This is a genomic window from Sulfuricurvum sp., from assembly GCF_023250475.1.
In the GTDB taxonomy this organism is placed as follows: domain Bacteria; phylum Campylobacterota; class Campylobacteria; order Campylobacterales; family Sulfurimonadaceae; genus Sulfuricurvum.
Genome location: NZ_JAHFAQ010000043.1, coordinates 1 through 15,940, shown reverse-complemented (window position 1 = coordinate 15,940; position 15,940 = coordinate 1). Strand labels below are relative to the sequence as shown.

The following is a 15,940-nucleotide window of genomic DNA, read 5'->3' as shown; positions in this document are numbered from 1 at the left end:
ATTACTGTTGTACCGATTATATTACCTATCTGACAGCTTGTACACTGTTTATATTGCCTGGACTCATAAATTGCATAAAAGAAATATAAATTCATAAAAACCGGAACCGAAACAAGCAGATACGTATCGATCTTATAAATCAGTTCACGTATCGAGACTGAGCTGAAAAAGGGAATAATAAAACTCAAGGCGACAAGACCCATTGCATATTTGGCGCCCCGTTTAAAATAATCACGTACAAATACGACGGGGCACGATCCAGCATTAGCGACAAGTCCATATACGAGATAATCATTGATCCGTTCTCTCGTCTCTTTGTCAACACGGTCGACAAAAGTACTTCCAAAGCAATAATCAAGCTGTTGCTGAAAAATACGGGCAATCTCTCCACTCATATTTTTATGAAGCGGATTCCCGTTAATATCTTCATAAATCACTGTTATGTTTTCAAAACGATCAACATTGGCGGTAAGCCCATCGTAATATATGCTCATCTCCGTTTTAATTGAGCTTTCTGAACACTTTATAATACGTGAGTTCATATAAGGAAGATACTCATCACCGATTTTTAAAACAATAATATTGTATTGAATACCGATGAAAATTGCACTGAGCGCATCTAAATCATTTGCTTTCATTGTATCGACAATATCAATGATCCATTGATGCAATTCATCATTAAATGACCGGACATCTGTAGATATTAAACGAATTCGTGAATCCGGATATTTAAGTAACGGTTGTATCATATGCACACTTTTAATGACTTTTTCTGACAACAATAAGCATTTTGATATTTAGGACAATAAACCGTATGAATTGCCATATTTTACACGTACGCAAAAAAAGGACACATTTTCCCGGCTTCATAGCCATATGAAAATCATTATTGTCTGAAAAATATTTTTGTTCAGATCCCATCTGGATTATTTCCCTATTTTTATATCGAAAAGCGTTAAGCAACACTTGTCGTTTTGAATTATAGGGTATAATTCTTACATTAGTATTAATCAAGGAAAATTTGTGGATTATAAGATCTCAGAATTAGTGGCACTCACCCATGTTCCCAAATCGACTATTTTATATTACATCAAAGAGGGATTGCTTCCAGAAGCAATAAAACTCAAATCCAACGTCCACTGCTATAGCAACGAGCACGTTGAACTCATCAAATATATAAAATATATGCAACAGGAAATGGGAAGCTCAATTGAGGAAATCAAAGGGATTTTACAACATAAAAACCAATCGATGGCTAGCTCATTCTCAATGCTTGCTCCTCTTATGGAAACATTAAGCGCTATCCCGCCAACGGCAAAACACTACACGAAAAAAGAGTTCATCCATTATTTCGATGTTAACCTCGTTTTATTGGAACAACTTCTTAGAGATGAGATTTTAGTTCCGACAGGGAGTGATGATTTCACCGATAAAGAAGCTTCAATCATCCGTTTAATTGAAGACTACATCGAAATTGGGCTCGAGTACACTTTGCTCCAAGAGTATGTCAGCCAGGCAAAAATACTTGCCAATTTGGAGTGTCAATTACAACAACAACTTTGCAAAAGACGTACTGATGAAACGTTTTCGACTCTTTGGAAAATAATGTTTGAAACCCTTTTTAATGCAAAATCTTACCTTTTCAGCCGTTATACCCATAAAGGGCTAATTAAAGTTTTGCAAGATGAAATTAAATTAAAAAAAGAAGTAGTCTAGGTCATTCTCTCAAAAATGCCAACTGATCTACTGTCATTGTCGGACTAAATTCCATAATCTCATACGTTGCAATTCCGTGGCGATAAAACGGATCAAGAGTGATAATGGTCTCGATCTCTTCACGAACAACGCCGCGTGCCAGAATAATCCCTCCGTTACGGGGAACTTTACGCCCCGATACGAGAAAATTTCCCAAAGAATACTGCTCACTAAGATAGGCAACGTGTTCTCTCAGCAGAGAATCCACCTCTTCGAGAGATTTGATGTAAGTTAATGAGATGATAAACATAACTACTCCTATATTTATACAATTTCTTTTGTACTATCCAGTACCCAAGCTGAGGGGTGTTGAGTAAAACCGATTTTCGGATAATATTCTACCGCCGGAGGTGCGGAGAGCAAAATCAGCTTGCACTTTGATCCTAACTGCTCACGTATTTTTCGGATAAGCATTTTACCGATCCCATGATGCTGAAAGCTCTCATCCACCGCCAAATCCGATAGATAGCAGCAGTAGCTGAAGTCCGTAACGGCGCGCGCAACCCCTACAATTTGCTCATCCGCGATCGCCGTCACGATGATATCGGCATTTTTGATCATACTCTCGATACATTCACGATCATCAACAGGTCTGCGTTCGCCCAATGTGGAACGGTTGAGGATGTCAATGAAATCTTCAGTTAATAGATTAGGGGTTATTTGGTAGGTAATCAACATTCATTTACTCCTGTTCTCTGTATAAGGATCATCCATATACGTGCAAAATGATTTCCGCCCCTTTTTCACGGATCGGGACTAAGCTCTGATAGGCGGAAGAGTAATACCACTCTTTTGCTTTTTCGACGGAATCAAATTCAATGGCTACTACATCAGGATAATCCGTAGTACCCACGAATGCATCGATACAGGTTCCTCTCAACAGAACTTTCCCCCCATAAGGTTCAAGAGTTGACTGGACTTGGCTTTTATAGTCATTCCACTTTTCCTGATCGGTGATACGGATTTGCCCAATAACATAAACGTTCATTTGCCCTCTTGTTCTATCTTTTCATATTAAATAAAATAACTGCCGAAAATGCCATCAAACACCCGATAAGGGTAGAAATTGCCAATGTCTCACCATAGACAATCCAGCTCGACGCGATCGCTCCGACGGGAACGATAAACATAAATACCCCCGTTCGGTGCGCCCCTACTTTCCCCGCCGAAACAAAATAAAGGGCGGTACTGAATGTCCCCGGAATCACCCCGATAAAAAGGATTGTCCACCAAAACACCGCGTCATACGCCCCGAAATCGAACGGACGGTGCGGCAAAGCAAAGAGCATATTGATAAAGGCAGTGATCCCGAAAACCACCAGCGTATAAAACATCAGATGCGCCCGAGCAGCCGCTTTTTGAGATACAACCGTAACCAATGCCCACACAACCGCACATCCGAGAAAATAGGCACTGTTGACACTCAAAAATGCAAATCCTTCAAACGGTACGCGAAGCAAAATCAACGCTCCTAAAATCCCGATGGAGAGTGCACCGATTTGACGGGATGAGACTTTGGTTCCCAAAAATGATATCGAAAGAATATAGGTGATGATAGGAGCGAGCGAAGTAACCATCGTCCCACCGTACCCCGCATCCCCGTGTGAAAGTCCCGCAAAGAAAAGATAGTTAAAGAGGGATGTTAATACCCCCGCAATCGTCATATAGACAAATCCTTTGCGATCGGTTGTGAGGGGTGTTTTCATATACCAGATCACGGGGAGAATACTGATAAATGAAATCGCATAACGCCAAAAAGCGGCGACCTGAGCATTCGAATGTTCCGCAGCAACTTTACCCGCCGTCCACGCAAAGCCCCAAAACAACATCGCGACAATCATCCATAAGACGTATTTCGTCGTATTTTTCGACTCATCCATGTTTATAGCTCTCAATATAGTGTATTAATATCTCTACCGAATCAACAAAATCTTGCGGTTCACCCGATGCTTTTGCCGACAAAATTGCCCCCTCAAGGGCTACCGTCGTAAAAAGGGCTAATTTATCGGTATCGCACTGAGCAAGCTCTCCGACTTCGACGGCTTTGTCAAAAATCATTTTGATATTCGATCGGAACTGACTATAAATTGATTTCATTGCCGTATTAAAATCCTCATCGATATTGGACATTTCCTGCACTATGTTGGCAATAGGACATCCGCGTTTAAAATCCCGCTGACTGATATCTCTCAGTCCGCTAAAAAATTCGTCTAAGTAACCTCGCTTGAGAGCAACAATCTTCCCGTACCGTTCAAAAAATCGATTGGATATTTTTTCTTGTATAGCGGCAAGAGCCATCTCTTTTTTGTTGGCAAAGAAGTGGTACATAGAACCTTTATGTACTCCCGCTTTGGCAAGGATATCGGCAAGCGCTGCCCCCTGATAGCCGTTAGAGTAGACCTCTTCATAGGTGGCATCGATCAATTTTTGTCGTGTTGTTTCTTTCATTTTATTGCTATCACCTAAAACTTTCCGCATACATGCGGAAGATATATAAACGCTATTGTATCACATCCTCTTGACTATTCGGTCAATTCGTACTACAATACCACTTGACCAAATAGTCAACTTTATCCAACAAGGATTTCTCATGCCTCTTATTCAGACTGTTACACCCGAAAAAGCTACCGGTGAGTTAGCCAAACTCTATGAAGTGATCACTGCCGCAAGAGGGCGCGTTAGCAACGGCGCACAGCTATTTAGTATTTCGCCTGAACTATTGCGGCAGCAAATGGATTTCATCCAATTTTATATGAACCACCCCACCCTCTCGATGCCGCTCCTTGCTTCAATCCGCATTATGGTTTCCAGCGGAGAAGAGTGTCAGTTTTGTATTGATTACAATACAGGGATGTTGATAAATATGGCGGGATGGACATTTGATCAAGTCACAGCCATGCGAAAAGATCCGAATACTGCAAATCTACCTGAACGTGAAATAGCGATGCTAAACCTCGCGATCAAAGCCATTCGCAATGCTCATGGAATCACGGCAAACGATTTGGATACGTTACGGGAGATGGAGTGGAGTGATAGCGATATTTTGGATGCCGTCAATCACGCGACACGGATGCTCGCGACCGATATTATTTTCAATACCTTTAAGATAGAAAAAAGCTAACCAAATCGTAGTACAATTTTGCATTACAATAAAAAGGGGTACCATGCGTCTATTACCAATCGTTTCGGCGCTTTTAATCGCGGGGAGTGCTTCGCTGTTTGCCGATAACTTCACCCTCAAAAGTGATAATCTGCTAGGTCAGCTTACTAAAACCCAAGAGTTTTCGGGATTCGGATGCGACGGAAAGAATATCTCTCCCGAACTCCACTGGAACGATGCCCCTAAGGGTGCGAAAAGCTTCGCGGTAACGGTCTATGATCCTGATGCGCCGACGGGAAGCGGTTGGTGGCATTGGGTTGTATTTAACATCCCCTCATCCGTGACATCGATTCCTGAGAACTTTGGGGACACTACGAAAAAGCAGCCCCTTAGTACGACCCAAAGCATCACCGATTTCGGTAAAACTGGATTCGGAGGCGCCTGCCCGCCCAAAGGGGACAAACCTCATCGCTATATGTTCACCGTCCATGCACTCGATATCGATCATCTGGACTTAGACGAAAAAGCCTCTCCCGCATTGGTGGGATATATGCTCGGTATGCACACGATAGCTAAATCGACTCTCATCTCCTATTATGGGCGATAACCCTCTCTAAAGGGGGCTACGATTTAAACTGGTTGAGTTTGCCGCTCAGCCCTTCGGTCAACTGATACAGATGCTCCGCCGCCGAAGCGATCTCTTCGACACTTCGGGCATTTTGGTTTGTCAAATCATTAATGGTTGATACCATATCCATGATTTTTTCGGTATCACCCGCGATCTTCAATGAATTCGAAGCACTCACCGATACCGATTCAACACTCGTGTTCATGATCACACTCGTATCCATAATCATCTCTTCGACACCGCCTGAAACTTCCACCAAACGCAAAATATTTTCGGCATTTTTACCCATCTGTTCTGCCGAATCCATAATAGATTGGACGATAACATTAATCGTTGCATTGATCTCAAAAAGAGATTTTTGAGTCCGTTCCGCCAACTTTCGAACCTCATCGGCAACTACGGCGAAGCCTCTTCCATGCTCACCCGCACGCGCCGCTTCGATAGCCGCATTGAGTGCAAGAAGATTGGTCTGATCCGCAATATCCGAAATAACGGTCAAAATCTGTTTGACCTGCTCGGCATCCCGGCTCATCTCTTCGAGTTTGTGTGCCAATGCTGATTCCGCTTCACTCGCCGTATTTACCTCTTCTCGTAACGCGATAATTTCATCTTTGGAGCGTTCTAGTTTCTCTCCGGCGCTGATAATATCTTTTTTAGTCACTTCGGACATTTCTGCCGTCTGTTGTACAAACGTTTTAATCAAACGCATGTCGTCAATGGTTTTATCAACAATTTTGGCACTCTCTTCCGCATTTTTTCCGATATGCAGACTGGTGCTGCTCAGTTCTTGAGAAACCGACGCATTTTCGTTGGAAGAGAGTTTGGCATCTTCAATCATCACTTCTAGCGTCTCGACCAAGCTGTTAAAACTGTTCACAATATCTTTAATCTCATTATTGTATTCATACTTAATTCGGAACTTCAACTCCTTATCTTGTACAAATACCTTCATGCCATCATGGATGGTACCTACCCCGTTCATAATACTTTTTATAATCCAAATGCTCATAAACAACGTTATAACAATCACAATCAAAGCAATCACAATCATTGTTATATCGGCACGCAGTTTATCCTCTTCAGCATGTTTAGCTTCACCCTTTGCTAATTCCGCATTCAGAATCAAATGAGATTCAAGAGCATCATTGAGTTTGGTAACCGTCTCTTTGTGTTTCTCCAGCAACAACGCTTTCGCCTCGTCTTCACGAGCATTTTTACTCAAAGCAATAATATCACTCAACAAAGCGATATACTCTTTTGCCGCCTCTCTGTCAGATTGCAGCATCGCTTTGTCTTTTTCTCCCGAGACAAGAGAGTCATAACTCTTAAAGGCTTTTTCTAAATCGGCTTCCGCTTGAAGGAGTCTCTCTTCATTTTTCTTCTTTTGATCGGAACTTGTTTCGACATGATATTTATACGCGACAACCCTCATCGTCGCAATTTGGTCAACCGCTTCATTTAATGTCTGTAGAGATGGAATCGAGTTTACATTCCCAAAATTTGTCTCTTCAAAGACACTATCCAATTTAACGATTGCCAATACCGAAATGCTGATAAGTCCGATAATCGCAACGCTCACCAACACGACTAACTGTCTAAAAATGCTCATAAGACCCTCCTACCTCATTTTATCACTCAAAAGAAATCATTCTATCCCAATAGTAGTATTCAATTTCTTAATACATCATAAACATAAAACAACTTGTATCCATAAAACATGTCAACTCTTTTGTGATAGAATCGCGCTACAAGATAGCAACCCGCCACTCGGGTTAAAGGCTCAAGCATGACTGTTTCTGATTTTTCTCTCTCAGTGTATATCAACCGTATCGGTTACAGCGGCAAAACCCATACCGATCTTACAACACTTACCGCACTCATGAGGGCACAGCTCCAATCGGTGCCGTTTGAAAATACCGAGGTGCAGGCGGGGAGAATCCCCTCTCTGGTTCCCGAAGAGATTATTGCTAAAATCGTTACGCAAGGTCGCGGAGGATACTGTTACGAAGTCAACGGGCTGTTTGCCATGGCGCTGAGTGCTATCGGATTTGAATGGTATTTTGCAGGGGCGCGTCCGATGTTTTACCCCTCACGCCGTCCCAAAACACACCTCGTCGTCATTGTCACGATTGAGGGGAAAAAGTACCTGTGCGATACGGGATTCGGAGGATACGGCCTGCGTGAACCGATCCTTGTTGAGGATGAAGAAACTGCCGAACAAAACGGCGATCGGTTCCGTCTGCACGTACAAGGTGATGAATATGTGCTGAGTTCATGGGTCAATGGAGAGTGGGCGCCGCAATACGGGTTTGCCCTTACACCGCAGGAGTGGATCGAGTTTAGCCTTGCCAACTATTTCAACGCCACACATCCCGATACGATCTTCACCCAAAAAAAGCTCGCGATCATGCAGACAGCGACGGGACGTAAAATTCTCGTCAACGATACCCTCAAAGTTATCGAGAACGGTGTCACCGAAGAGATAACGGTGAAATATAACGAAGCGGCCGCTCACCATTTCGGATTAACCCTAGCGGATTAAAAAATCAGTTTTTCATTTTTCTTTGCTTGCGTATTCGAAGAGCTCAACATCTGCTCTAAAAAACCGCTCTCAGGCTGAGCCGATTTTTTATCGTCATTTTGAACCGCTTTGATATTTTCAAGAATATCACCGCTCATCAAAGCACCGCTCTGCGTCGGCTTATTCTGCTGATCAGCTTTTTGCGCTTCCATCATCTCTTTGAGAAGCTCTTTTTTGAAATCGCTCACCATCTGATTGATATCCATCGGCTGATCGGGATTGTTCTCTTTTTCTTTGAGCAGTTTTTGTCGATACTCTTCAACCATGGCTTCAATTTTCTCTTCATTCAAATCTTTGAGAAAAACGGCCGCCCCCTTCTTTACCAAATCTTCTTTAAACTGCTTGAGTTCGGTGTCATCGGCACTTATATCATCACGACTTTTATACTCTTCGACATTATAAAACTGAGCAATAAGCGCTGCATAATCTTGGTCAACACTCTCATCTTTGGTAACTGAGGACGGTACGTTCACAGACAAAGAGGAAACAGAGGCTACGTTCATAATACTCTCCTTCGGCAAATTTAATCCTCTAAGCAAGCAAAAATCGTTCTCTAAAAAGGACCTTTTCGCGATCTTTAACGAACTACCGTATATAAAAAAGGTTTTTGTATGTTATACTTTACTACTAATTGATAGAATAAAGGCCTTCCAGGATGCCTCGAAAAATATGTTTAACGCAGTTTGATTCTCCGATTGTTTCAATACAGCCGCTCAAATATCCGAATGTCGCTCTTGTATCTCAAGACAACACCATCTACACCTACGATCTCTCCAGCGGGGAGTCAACCAAACTGTTTCACCTGAATATTCCTGAGAACAATACCCTTTACTGTGCGTTTGATCCTCATCACAATCGGCTTCTATTCGGAAGCGATAAAACCTATACTCTCAATCTGATAGATCTAAAACAGAAGAAAGTACTCAACCAATTTGATCTTGACCAGCAAATACCCACCATTATCTCTTTCTCTCCCGATGGTCTTTATTGCGTCTGCGGAACCGATCAGGGTCGAGTGCTGTTGTGGCGATGCGATTCCAGCACGCTGCTTGCCAGACTCCACTCTTTTCCCGAATATACCAGTTCGTATACGAAACCCAAAACAAATTATGTCTCGGCACTAACTTTTGAGGGGATGACATTATCGACGACAGGATATGGCGGAAGTATAGTGGTAACGGACTATCGTACTCAAAAATTTATGAAGCGTTACACTCCGGGCTATTTAAAAAATACGGCTCTGCTGATTTACAATCATTCGCTTATCATTGGAAATCAAGAAGGAACTCTGATTAAAATCGATCAAAACGGGGGAGTTCCCAATCAACGTCTCGGTACCACCCATAAAAATATCCGATACCTGCTCCAAGTAGGACCGAAACCTTATATTATCGTCGCTTCCGATTTGCCCTATGTCACCCTCATCAACGGCGATACGTTTAAAGTCATACAAGAACGTTATCTGGAACTTGATACTCCGCTGAGTGCTTTATGCCTCATTGACGATTACCTTTTGGCGGCAAATCAAAACAAAGAGTTTCTACGATTCGATCTTCAACCGTTTGCAGAGCTTGAAGCACTGATTAATGCAAAAGAGTATGCCGAAGCCTATCTTTACTGTGCCAATGAACCACTCCTTTTGCAAAGTGACCTCTATCGGGTACTTGAATCGATTTATGCCGAACATCTGAAAAAAGCAAAAGAGTATTTAAATCAAAAATTGATTGCCGATGCCAAACTTGTTTTGGAACCTTTCAAAGCCGAAAAAACGAAAGAGATCACGGAAGTCTTTCAAATATACTCTTTTATAGATCGCTTCACCGCCCTTTTTGAACAAAAAAAATTAGCGGCTTTTTATGGTCATGCGGAGCAATATCCCCTTTTGCAAGAGACTCCGATTTATCAGCAGGCCGAGAAACTCTGGGCAGAAAAATTTACTAAAGCTCAAAAGCTTATGTTCCTCAACAAAGAGAAAGAGATACAAGAAGAGCTTCATATCTTTAACACCGTCAGTTCTAAGCGTCCGTTCATCCTCCTTCTGCTCCAGAACTCTGCTATTCTTAAAAACTATTCGAAAGCGATTCAGACAAAAAACTATTACCTGTTACGAAATCTTACTGTGAGTTTTCCTTTGCTTCGAAAGTTCCCTTCCTACATCAACTTTATCAAAGAATCCGGAGAGATCGCAGGGGCAATCACCCAAGCGCTCAATGAACGTTCATTCGAACAGGCGCAATTGCTTCTGGAGGAATTGAAAGCGGTGGTTCAATACGAATCCGAATACCTTCAGCTCAAAAAACTTTATGCCTTGTCAAAAAATTTACATCGTGCCCTTACCCACGATCATTTGCGTTCAGCTTATCGCCTAATCGATAACCATCCTGAGCTCTTAATGCTCTCGTGGGGTGAAGAACTCAATACCCTATGGAATGAAAAGCTCTCTCTAGCAGAACAATATGCCATCAAAGGGGATGTTCCCTCTATTAAAAAAGAGTTTGTAGACCTATTCGATCTTCCCTCTCGGCATGGACGGCTAGGGGATATTTTGCGAACGGCCTATCATGTCCAATTAAAAAAACTTCTCAAAATAGATTCTGAAAATTTCTCTTCCGGTGTAGTTGCGTACTGCGATTTATTCGGAATCGATACGGAACTACGCAATTTACTCAAAAAAGCAAAACGCAAAGAGAGCATTCCCGATCTCTCACAATCGCATCTGACCTCCAAAAGCAGAGACCAGTGGCTCTCGAATATCACCTTTCTGCCCAATACGATTGCCCCTTTCAACACGGCGGCAAACGTTTAATGCAACGCTTCACGACTGAGCCTATGATCGACATATTATCCTGGGCGGAAGAATCACTTAAACATACCGATCTTATCACTCTCGAAGTCCTCAACCCCGACTTCGGGCGCGGATGCTATGCGGGGGAAATCATCACTCTCGATAATGCAGACTACCTCTACCGCAGCACAAAAGCGTGGAGTGATCTTGGGGAACTTCTATTCTGCCGGTTGTTGACCCCTAAACGCGTATCCGAATACACCGTCGCTCTCACCTATGAGAAACTTAATCTTAACGACTCATTTCATCACGCTCCCCGCACGGAGGAAAAATACGGTACCGATTCACCCTTCGCGGCTATCCGAAAAAATGAAGAGCCCGCATTTTTGAGTGCCTATCTGCGCGCACTGCGCAGTGTCCGTGTCCATGAGCGTCTACGAATTCTCAATCTGGGAATCAATACGGGAGATGAGTTTGATCTGATTCGCCGGATACTGCCTCAGGATGAATATAGAAAACTTGAACTTGTCGGGATAGACCATTCGCACAGTGCCATTACCGTCGCACAAGAGCGGTTTAATGAGGGGAATGCAACCTTTTACGTCCATGACATCAACGATCTCTCTTCCCTTTCGTTAGGGCGCTTCGATCTCATCATCACGATCGGAACCCTGCAAAGCAGCACCTTGGAGTTCAAACCGCTTTTTATGTCACTGGTACAAGAGTACCTCAGCAAAGAGGGGGCAATGATTTTGGGGTTCCCCAATTGCCGATGGATGGGGGGAGAGATGATCTATGGAGCCAAAGCTCCGAATTATCCCTATTCAGAGATGTCGTTACTCGTCAAAGACATCTACTACTGCAAAAAATATTTGCAGCAAAAGAAATTTCGGGTTACCGTAACGGGAAAAGAGTATCTGTTTCTAACGGGGACAAAAATACATTAGTCTATCGCTCTAAATAAAGCAAAATAACAATCAATATACTATATTATAATTCACAGAGTTCAAAAAGGGGAAGGGACAATGAAAAAACTCAACTTTTTCTTAGCATCAATACTGCTCACAACAACACTCATGGCAAATGAGAGTTTTAACAGTGAAATAAGCCATTTTGGGGGCGGGGTTCTCTTAGGCGGTGCCTTAACTGTCGTAGGGGATTATTACTGTCCTGAAGATCGTGCACTGTTCGGTTTCGGGGTCAGCAGTGTAGGATTTGCCGTCGAAGAGCTAATTATGACCGCCAAACATGGGCGTTTTCTCGGAAACTTGTTGGATGTAGCCGCCCATACCGCAGGTTCCGCACTTGGGGCTATGATATCGGATAAATATCTCCTAATGCCTGTCGTGACGCAAAGCGAGGCAAACGGAAATTATGTCGGCGTTTACGCTCGGATCCCTTTTTAGTCTTGTCCATCGTATGATATCTAAGATTGTTCTCTCACTGCTGCTATGTTCTTTTGCGCTCTATGGACGCAGTGATGTTGAAGCGATCAATCTCTCTCTCCAGACGCTTCAAAGCGAAGAGACCCTTTTGGAGACTTCCGTATTGGATAATACCCTCGATAATTATCGGGGAACCATTTCCCCTTTGTATAAACGCTATCTTGTCACTACCGAAGAATACGGACGTATCGAAGCAAAATTTACCGAAGAGGGGATTCCCCTGTTTTTTTCCCTGATCCCTTATGCCGAATCCAAATTCAGTCCATTGTCGCGCGGTTACGGTACTGCAGGATTATGGCAATTCAGCAAACAAAGTGCTCGAAATTTCGGTTTGAGTGTGACCAAAGGAAATGACGAGAGGCTCCACATTGACCGCTCTACCGAAGCGGCGATACGGTATATTAAAAGTTTAAAAAAAGAGTTCGGAAGCTGGTATTTAGCGGACTTTGCCTATGCAATGGGTGAGGGGACACTGCGCCGGTTGATTCAAAAGAACGGAAGTAAAAGTATATCGGTACTCCTCAAAGATCCCCATTTTCCCTCAGGGACAAAAGCCCATTTTGCAAAAACACTTCTGTTGGATGCCAAAATTCATTATACGAGAATAGCGCAGGAAGAGAACGAAGAATAATCTTCCTCAAAGAGGGAAGATTTGGTATTTAGCCGATATTGGTATAGACGGCTTGGACATCATCGTCCTCTTCGAGTTTATCGATCAATTTTTCGATATCCGCCATTTGCTCATCACTAAACTCTACCGGAGAGTTCGCAATCCGTTCCAATGCGGCACTATCGGGTGTAATCCCCATCTTTTCAAGTTCAGCAGATAACGCTCCAAATGAGGTATATTCGCCATAAACGCTTACTTCACCCTCTTCTTCTTCGATACTTTCAATCCCGGCATCGATAAGGGCAAATTCGAGCTCTTCAAGATCCATAGCAGGCTTTGGAAATCGGAATACCGCTTTGCGGCTGAACATAAATTCCAAAGAGCCGTTGTTGAGAGTTTCCCCTTTGGCACGACCGAAAATCGTTCGCACGTTCGAAATTGTCCGTGCATTATTATCGGTAGCGCACTCAACAAAAAACAAAGCGCCATGCGGTCCTTTTCCTTCGATATTCATTTCAGCCAATGAAATGGCATCTTTTCCGGAAGCGCGTTTGATCGCCGCATCGATGTTGTCTTTGGGCATATTTTGCGCTTTTGCCGTCAAAATCGCACTTCGGAGTTTCGGGTTCATATCGGGATCTTCACCACCCTCTTTGGCCGCCATCGTGATGATTTTTCCCAGTTTTGGAAATACTCTCGACATATTTCCCCAGCGCTTCATTTTTGCCGCTTTACGATATTCAAACGCTCTTCCCATACGGTACGCTCCTCTAAATTAACTCAAAAAAATTAGCGAATTATAGCTGTTTTAGGGGATTTAAACAACCGATTTTTACTCTCTATAGGCTAAACGTATTCATAAAATTAGACAATTATGCTATCATCCCTACATCATAAAGATATTGCCTGTTGATATGGATTCCAGAGAAAAGGTCGGTACAACTTTGTCAAAACATCTTTTTTCCTCATTCACACGGGCACTCTGGCAAACCGTTGCCGTGTTAATTCTATTTGGCGTCTCATTTGTTATCTACATTTATTCCGAAAAACAGATTGACCGCGCCAATACAATCCGTGTAAACTCTTTACTCCTATCCGATGAGTTACGGCAATCTTCGGATGATTTGACCCGAATGGTTCGTACGTACATAGCGACCGAAAACCCTCTCTATAAAAAATATTATCAAGAAATCCTCGATATTCGTAACGGTAAAACCCCCCGTCCGCTGGAATATGAAAATGTGTATTGGGATTTAGTCGGCTTAGACGACAAACGCCCCCGCCCGTACACGATCCAAAAACTTCCGCTGATCGAGCGAATGCGACAAGCGGGATTCACGCAACAAGAGTTTGCCAAACTATCCGAAGCTAAAAATAATTCCGATGCTCTGACACAAACTGAATTTGCCGCTATGAAATTGATCGAAAACAAAACAGCATCATTGGGAGAAAAAGATATTCAAAAGCACAAAGCGCTTGAACTTCTGCATGATGAGGCATACCACCAAGCTAAAGCTTCCATTATGCATCCCATTCAAGAGTTTTATACGTTAATGAACGCTCGTACAGCGCAAGCTGTCCATACGGCGAAAACAGTAGCTTTAATTTTACGAATCATATTTACCCTTATAGGGGTTTTCTTGCTTATTATGCTGTGGCGTCTCCACAAAACGCTCCAAACTATTTTAGGAAGTACCGTCGATGATGTCCATTTTCACATCAAACGGATCGGTAAAGGAGATTTCTCGCATACGATCACGGTAGAGAACCACAATAAAAACAGTGTTTTAGGATGGCTAAGCGAAACACAGTTGAAACTTAAAGAGCTGATGATGAATAACGAACGGCTCAAAAATCTCTATGCTGCCCTCAGTCAGTGCAATCAAGCCATCGTCCGATCTAAAAATGAAACCGAACTTTTTCCTATTATCTGCCGCGATGCCGTCAATTTCGGAGGTATGCAGATGGCATGGATCGGTATGGTTGATGAGATGAGCGACTACCTAAAAGCCGTCAGTTTTTACGGTGAAGGAACCGATTATCTCGAAGGACTTTTGATTTCAACCGTTTCTTCAGACCCAAGTGCACAAGGCCCGATCGGGCGTGCATTTCATGAAAACAAACCTATATGGTGCCAAGATTTTTTACACGATCCGCAAACAGCCTTATGGCATGAGAGAGGGAGAAAGTTCGGATGGGGTTCATCTGCCGCACTTCCACTGCACCAAAACGGTAAAACGGTAGGGGTATTTACGCTGTATGCGAAAGAGACAAATGCTTTTGATGAATCGGCTCAAAAACTCCTCGAAGAGATGGTAATAGACATCAGCTATGCCTTGGATATATTCGAAAAAGAGAAACAACGGCTCGAAGTAGAACGACAGATTCAATATCTTGCCAACTTTGATGAGCTTACCGGTCTTCCGAACCGCTCAAAACTCGAAAGTCGAATCAAAAATTTAGTAAGTTTGGCAAAGCGAAACGATATGACTATCGCGGTGATGTTTCTCGATCTTGACCATTTTAAGGACATTAACGATACGCTAGGCCATACTATCGGAGATGGTATATTGATTGAAGTCTCCAAGAGGCTTCAAATGATATTGAGAGAAGAAGATACGATTGCAAGATTCGGCGGGGATGAATTTATTGTATTGCTTCCGAATATTGCAATGAGCGGCGCTTCTCAAGTAGCACAAAAACTACTCAATACCTTTCAAAAGCCTTTTCACATTAATGACTATGAGCTCACACTAAGTACCTCGATAGGAATTGCCCTTTATCCCGATGACGGCGAAGAGTTTGAAGCTCTCTACAAGAATGCGGATACCGCTATGTATCGGGCAAAACACGAGGGGAGAAATAACTTTTGTTTTTTTACCGAAGAGATGCAGCGGCACTCTCTTCGTAATCTCGAACTGGGTAATGCCTTACGTTATGCACTCGAACGCAACCAGTTTCAACTGCACTATCAGCCTCAGTTTTCAACTCAACAAGGGATAATTATCGGTGCTGAAGCCCTGTTGCGCTGGAGCC

At 42.9% G+C, this 15,940-nt stretch carries 18 protein-coding genes; 9 read left to right on the top strand and 9 right to left on the bottom strand.

Annotation, left to right across the window (positions count from 1 at the left end; genetic code table 11):
• On the bottom strand, positions 1 to 749 hold a 749-nt coding region (locus Q0C19_RS05725; RefSeq protein ID WP_295053748.1), incomplete at its 3' end, for a peptide deformylase.
• A 274-nt stretch (positions 750 to 1,023) separates the two neighbouring features.
• On the opposite strand from Q0C19_RS05725, the gene Q0C19_RS05720 reads away from it, so the two are divergent.
• Complete coding sequence (locus Q0C19_RS05720; protein ID WP_295053746.1) at positions 1,024 to 1,716, top strand: MerR family transcriptional regulator; 693 nt, start codon at positions 1,024 to 1,026, stop codon at positions 1,714 to 1,716.
• Between the two features lies 1 nt (position 1,717).
• Here the strand turns inward: Q0C19_RS05720 and Q0C19_RS05715 are convergent, their stop codons facing one another.
• The 5 genes from Q0C19_RS05715 to Q0C19_RS05695 are packed head-to-tail and all read right to left on the bottom strand — an operon-like array spanning position 1,718 to position 4,203.
• Positions 1,718 to 2,005: a YciI family protein gene (locus Q0C19_RS05715; protein WP_295053743.1), complete on the bottom strand. Its 288-nt coding sequence runs from the start codon at positions 2,003 to 2,005 to the stop codon at positions 1,718 to 1,720.
• Positions 2,006 to 2,019: 14 nt separating this feature from the next.
• Complete coding sequence (locus Q0C19_RS05710) at positions 2,020 to 2,433, bottom strand: GNAT family N-acetyltransferase (RefSeq protein ID WP_295053740.1); 414 nt, start codon at positions 2,431 to 2,433, stop codon at positions 2,020 to 2,022.
• A gap of 28 nt (positions 2,434 to 2,461) precedes the next feature.
• The gene (locus tag Q0C19_RS05705; protein WP_295053737.1) at positions 2,462 to 2,743 is read right to left on the bottom strand and encodes a DUF1330 domain-containing protein; all 282 of its coding nucleotides are present in this window, start codon (positions 2,741 to 2,743) and stop codon (positions 2,462 to 2,464) included.
• A 13-nt stretch (positions 2,744 to 2,756) separates the two neighbouring features.
• Positions 2,757 to 3,635 carry a DMT family transporter gene (locus Q0C19_RS05700; RefSeq protein ID WP_295053734.1) on the bottom strand — a complete coding sequence of 293 codons (879 nt, stop codon included), beginning with the start codon at positions 3,633 to 3,635 and terminating at the stop codon, positions 2,757 to 2,759.
• Positions 3,628 to 4,203, bottom strand: coding sequence for a TetR/AcrR family transcriptional regulator (locus Q0C19_RS05695; protein WP_295053731.1), 576 nt, complete (start codon positions 4,201 to 4,203; stop codon positions 3,628 to 3,630). The genes Q0C19_RS05700 and Q0C19_RS05695 overlap by 8 nt, the downstream gene beginning before the upstream one ends.
• Before the next feature lie 142 nt (positions 4,204 to 4,345).
• Between Q0C19_RS05695 and Q0C19_RS05690 the strand changes: the two genes are divergently transcribed.
• Together Q0C19_RS05690 and Q0C19_RS05685 are read left to right on the top strand one after the other, a co-directional pair.
• A complete protein-coding gene (locus Q0C19_RS05690) occupies positions 4,346 to 4,876 on the top strand; it encodes a hypothetical protein (protein ID WP_295053728.1) in 531 nt (176 codons plus the stop codon).
• 43 nt (positions 4,877 to 4,919) lie between these two features.
• Complete coding sequence (locus Q0C19_RS05685; RefSeq protein ID WP_295053725.1) at positions 4,920 to 5,462, top strand: YbhB/YbcL family Raf kinase inhibitor-like protein; 543 nt, start codon at positions 4,920 to 4,922, stop codon at positions 5,460 to 5,462.
• A 16-nt stretch (positions 5,463 to 5,478) separates the two neighbouring features.
• Here the strand turns inward: Q0C19_RS05685 and Q0C19_RS05680 are convergent, their stop codons facing one another.
• On the bottom strand, positions 5,479 to 7,092 hold the full coding sequence (locus tag Q0C19_RS05680; RefSeq protein ID WP_295053722.1) for a methyl-accepting chemotaxis protein: 1,614 nt from the start codon (positions 7,090 to 7,092) through the stop codon (positions 5,479 to 5,481).
• A 177-nt stretch (positions 7,093 to 7,269) separates the two neighbouring features.
• Here Q0C19_RS05680 and Q0C19_RS05675 point away from each other — a divergent pair, with 177 nt between their 5' ends.
• Entirely contained in the window at positions 7,270 to 8,025 is a 756-nt protein-coding gene (locus tag Q0C19_RS05675; protein WP_295053719.1) for an arylamine N-acetyltransferase, read from the top strand.
• On the opposite strand, the gene Q0C19_RS05670 is transcribed toward Q0C19_RS05675, so the two are convergent.
• On the bottom strand, positions 8,022 to 8,567 hold the full coding sequence (locus Q0C19_RS05670) for a hypothetical protein (protein ID WP_295053716.1): 546 nt from the start codon (positions 8,565 to 8,567) through the stop codon (positions 8,022 to 8,024). The two genes, Q0C19_RS05675 and Q0C19_RS05670, sit on opposite strands and share 4 nt — an antisense overlap.
• A 152-nt stretch (positions 8,568 to 8,719) precedes the next feature.
• On the opposite strand from Q0C19_RS05670, the gene Q0C19_RS05665 reads away from it, so the two are divergent.
• The 4 genes from Q0C19_RS05665 to Q0C19_RS05650 all read left to right on the top strand — a co-directional run bounded on the left by Q0C19_RS05665 (position 8,720) and on the right by Q0C19_RS05650 (position 12,925).
• On the top strand, positions 8,720 to 10,870 hold the full coding sequence (locus Q0C19_RS05665) for a WD40 repeat domain-containing protein (protein ID WP_295053714.1): 2,151 nt from the start codon (positions 8,720 to 8,722) through the stop codon (positions 10,868 to 10,870).
• Positions 10,804 to 11,796, top strand: coding sequence for a methyltransferase domain-containing protein (locus tag Q0C19_RS05660; protein ID WP_366822960.1), 993 nt, complete (start codon positions 10,804 to 10,806; stop codon positions 11,794 to 11,796). Before Q0C19_RS05665 ends, Q0C19_RS05660 begins: the two co-directional genes overlap by 67 nt.
• A gap of 78 nt (positions 11,797 to 11,874) precedes the next feature.
• Positions 11,875 to 12,255 (top strand): hypothetical protein, encoded by a 381-nt coding sequence (locus tag Q0C19_RS05655; protein WP_295053711.1) that lies wholly within the window; start codon positions 11,875 to 11,877, stop codon positions 12,253 to 12,255.
• On the top strand, positions 12,224 to 12,925 hold the full coding sequence (locus tag Q0C19_RS05650) for a lytic transglycosylase domain-containing protein (protein ID WP_295053708.1): 702 nt from the start codon (positions 12,224 to 12,226) through the stop codon (positions 12,923 to 12,925). Before Q0C19_RS05655 ends, Q0C19_RS05650 begins: the two co-directional genes overlap by 32 nt.
• Before the next feature lie 28 nt (positions 12,926 to 12,953).
• On the opposite strand, the gene Q0C19_RS05645 is transcribed toward Q0C19_RS05650, so the two are convergent.
• A complete protein-coding gene (locus tag Q0C19_RS05645; RefSeq protein ID WP_295053705.1) occupies positions 12,954 to 13,661 on the bottom strand; it encodes a YebC/PmpR family DNA-binding transcriptional regulator in 708 nt (235 codons plus the stop codon).
• 157 nt (positions 13,662 to 13,818) lie between these two features.
• Here Q0C19_RS05645 and Q0C19_RS05640 point away from each other — a divergent pair.
• The coding region (locus Q0C19_RS05640; protein ID WP_295053703.1) for a diguanylate cyclase at positions 13,819 to 15,940 on the top strand (2,122 nt) is incomplete at its 3' end.

Excerpts from the sequence above, each read along its gene's own strand:
- Q0C19_RS05715 (WP_295053743.1), bottom strand. The coding sequence starts at position 2,005 with ATGTTTATCATCTCATTAACTTACATCAAATCTCTCGAAGAGGTGGAT.
- Q0C19_RS05710 (WP_295053740.1), bottom strand. The coding sequence starts at position 2,433 with ATGTTGATTACCTACCAAATAACCCCTAATCTATTAACTGAAGATTTC.
- Q0C19_RS05705 (WP_295053737.1), bottom strand. The coding sequence starts at position 2,743 with ATGAACGTTTATGTTATTGGGCAAATCCGTATCACCGATCAGGAAAAG.
- Q0C19_RS05700 (WP_295053734.1), bottom strand. The coding sequence starts at position 3,635 with ATGGATGAGTCGAAAAATACGACGAAATACGTCTTATGGATGATTGTC.
- Q0C19_RS05695 (WP_295053731.1), bottom strand. The coding sequence starts at position 4,203 with ATGAAAGAAACAACACGACAAAAATTGATCGATGCCACCTATGAAGAG.
- Q0C19_RS05690 (WP_295053728.1), top strand. The coding sequence starts at position 4,346 with ATGCCTCTTATTCAGACTGTTACACCCGAAAAAGCTACCGGTGAGTTA.
- Q0C19_RS05685 (WP_295053725.1), top strand. The coding sequence starts at position 4,920 with ATGCGTCTATTACCAATCGTTTCGGCGCTTTTAATCGCGGGGAGTGCT.
- Q0C19_RS05680 (WP_295053722.1), bottom strand. The coding sequence starts at position 7,092 with ATGAGCATTTTTAGACAGTTAGTCGTGTTGGTGAGCGTTGCGATTATC.
- Q0C19_RS05675 (WP_295053719.1), top strand. The coding sequence starts at position 7,270 with ATGACTGTTTCTGATTTTTCTCTCTCAGTGTATATCAACCGTATCGGT.
- Q0C19_RS05670 (WP_295053716.1), bottom strand. The coding sequence starts at position 8,567 with ATGAACGTAGCCTCTGTTTCCTCTTTGTCTGTGAACGTACCGTCCTCA.
- Q0C19_RS05665 (WP_295053714.1), top strand. The coding sequence starts at position 8,720 with ATGCCTCGAAAAATATGTTTAACGCAGTTTGATTCTCCGATTGTTTCA.
- Q0C19_RS05655 (WP_295053711.1), top strand. The coding sequence starts at position 11,875 with ATGAAAAAACTCAACTTTTTCTTAGCATCAATACTGCTCACAACAACA.
- Q0C19_RS05650 (WP_295053708.1), top strand. The coding sequence starts at position 12,224 with ATGTCGGCGTTTACGCTCGGATCCCTTTTTAGTCTTGTCCATCGTATG.
- Q0C19_RS05645 (WP_295053705.1), bottom strand. The coding sequence starts at position 13,661 with ATGGGAAGAGCGTTTGAATATCGTAAAGCGGCAAAAATGAAGCGCTGG.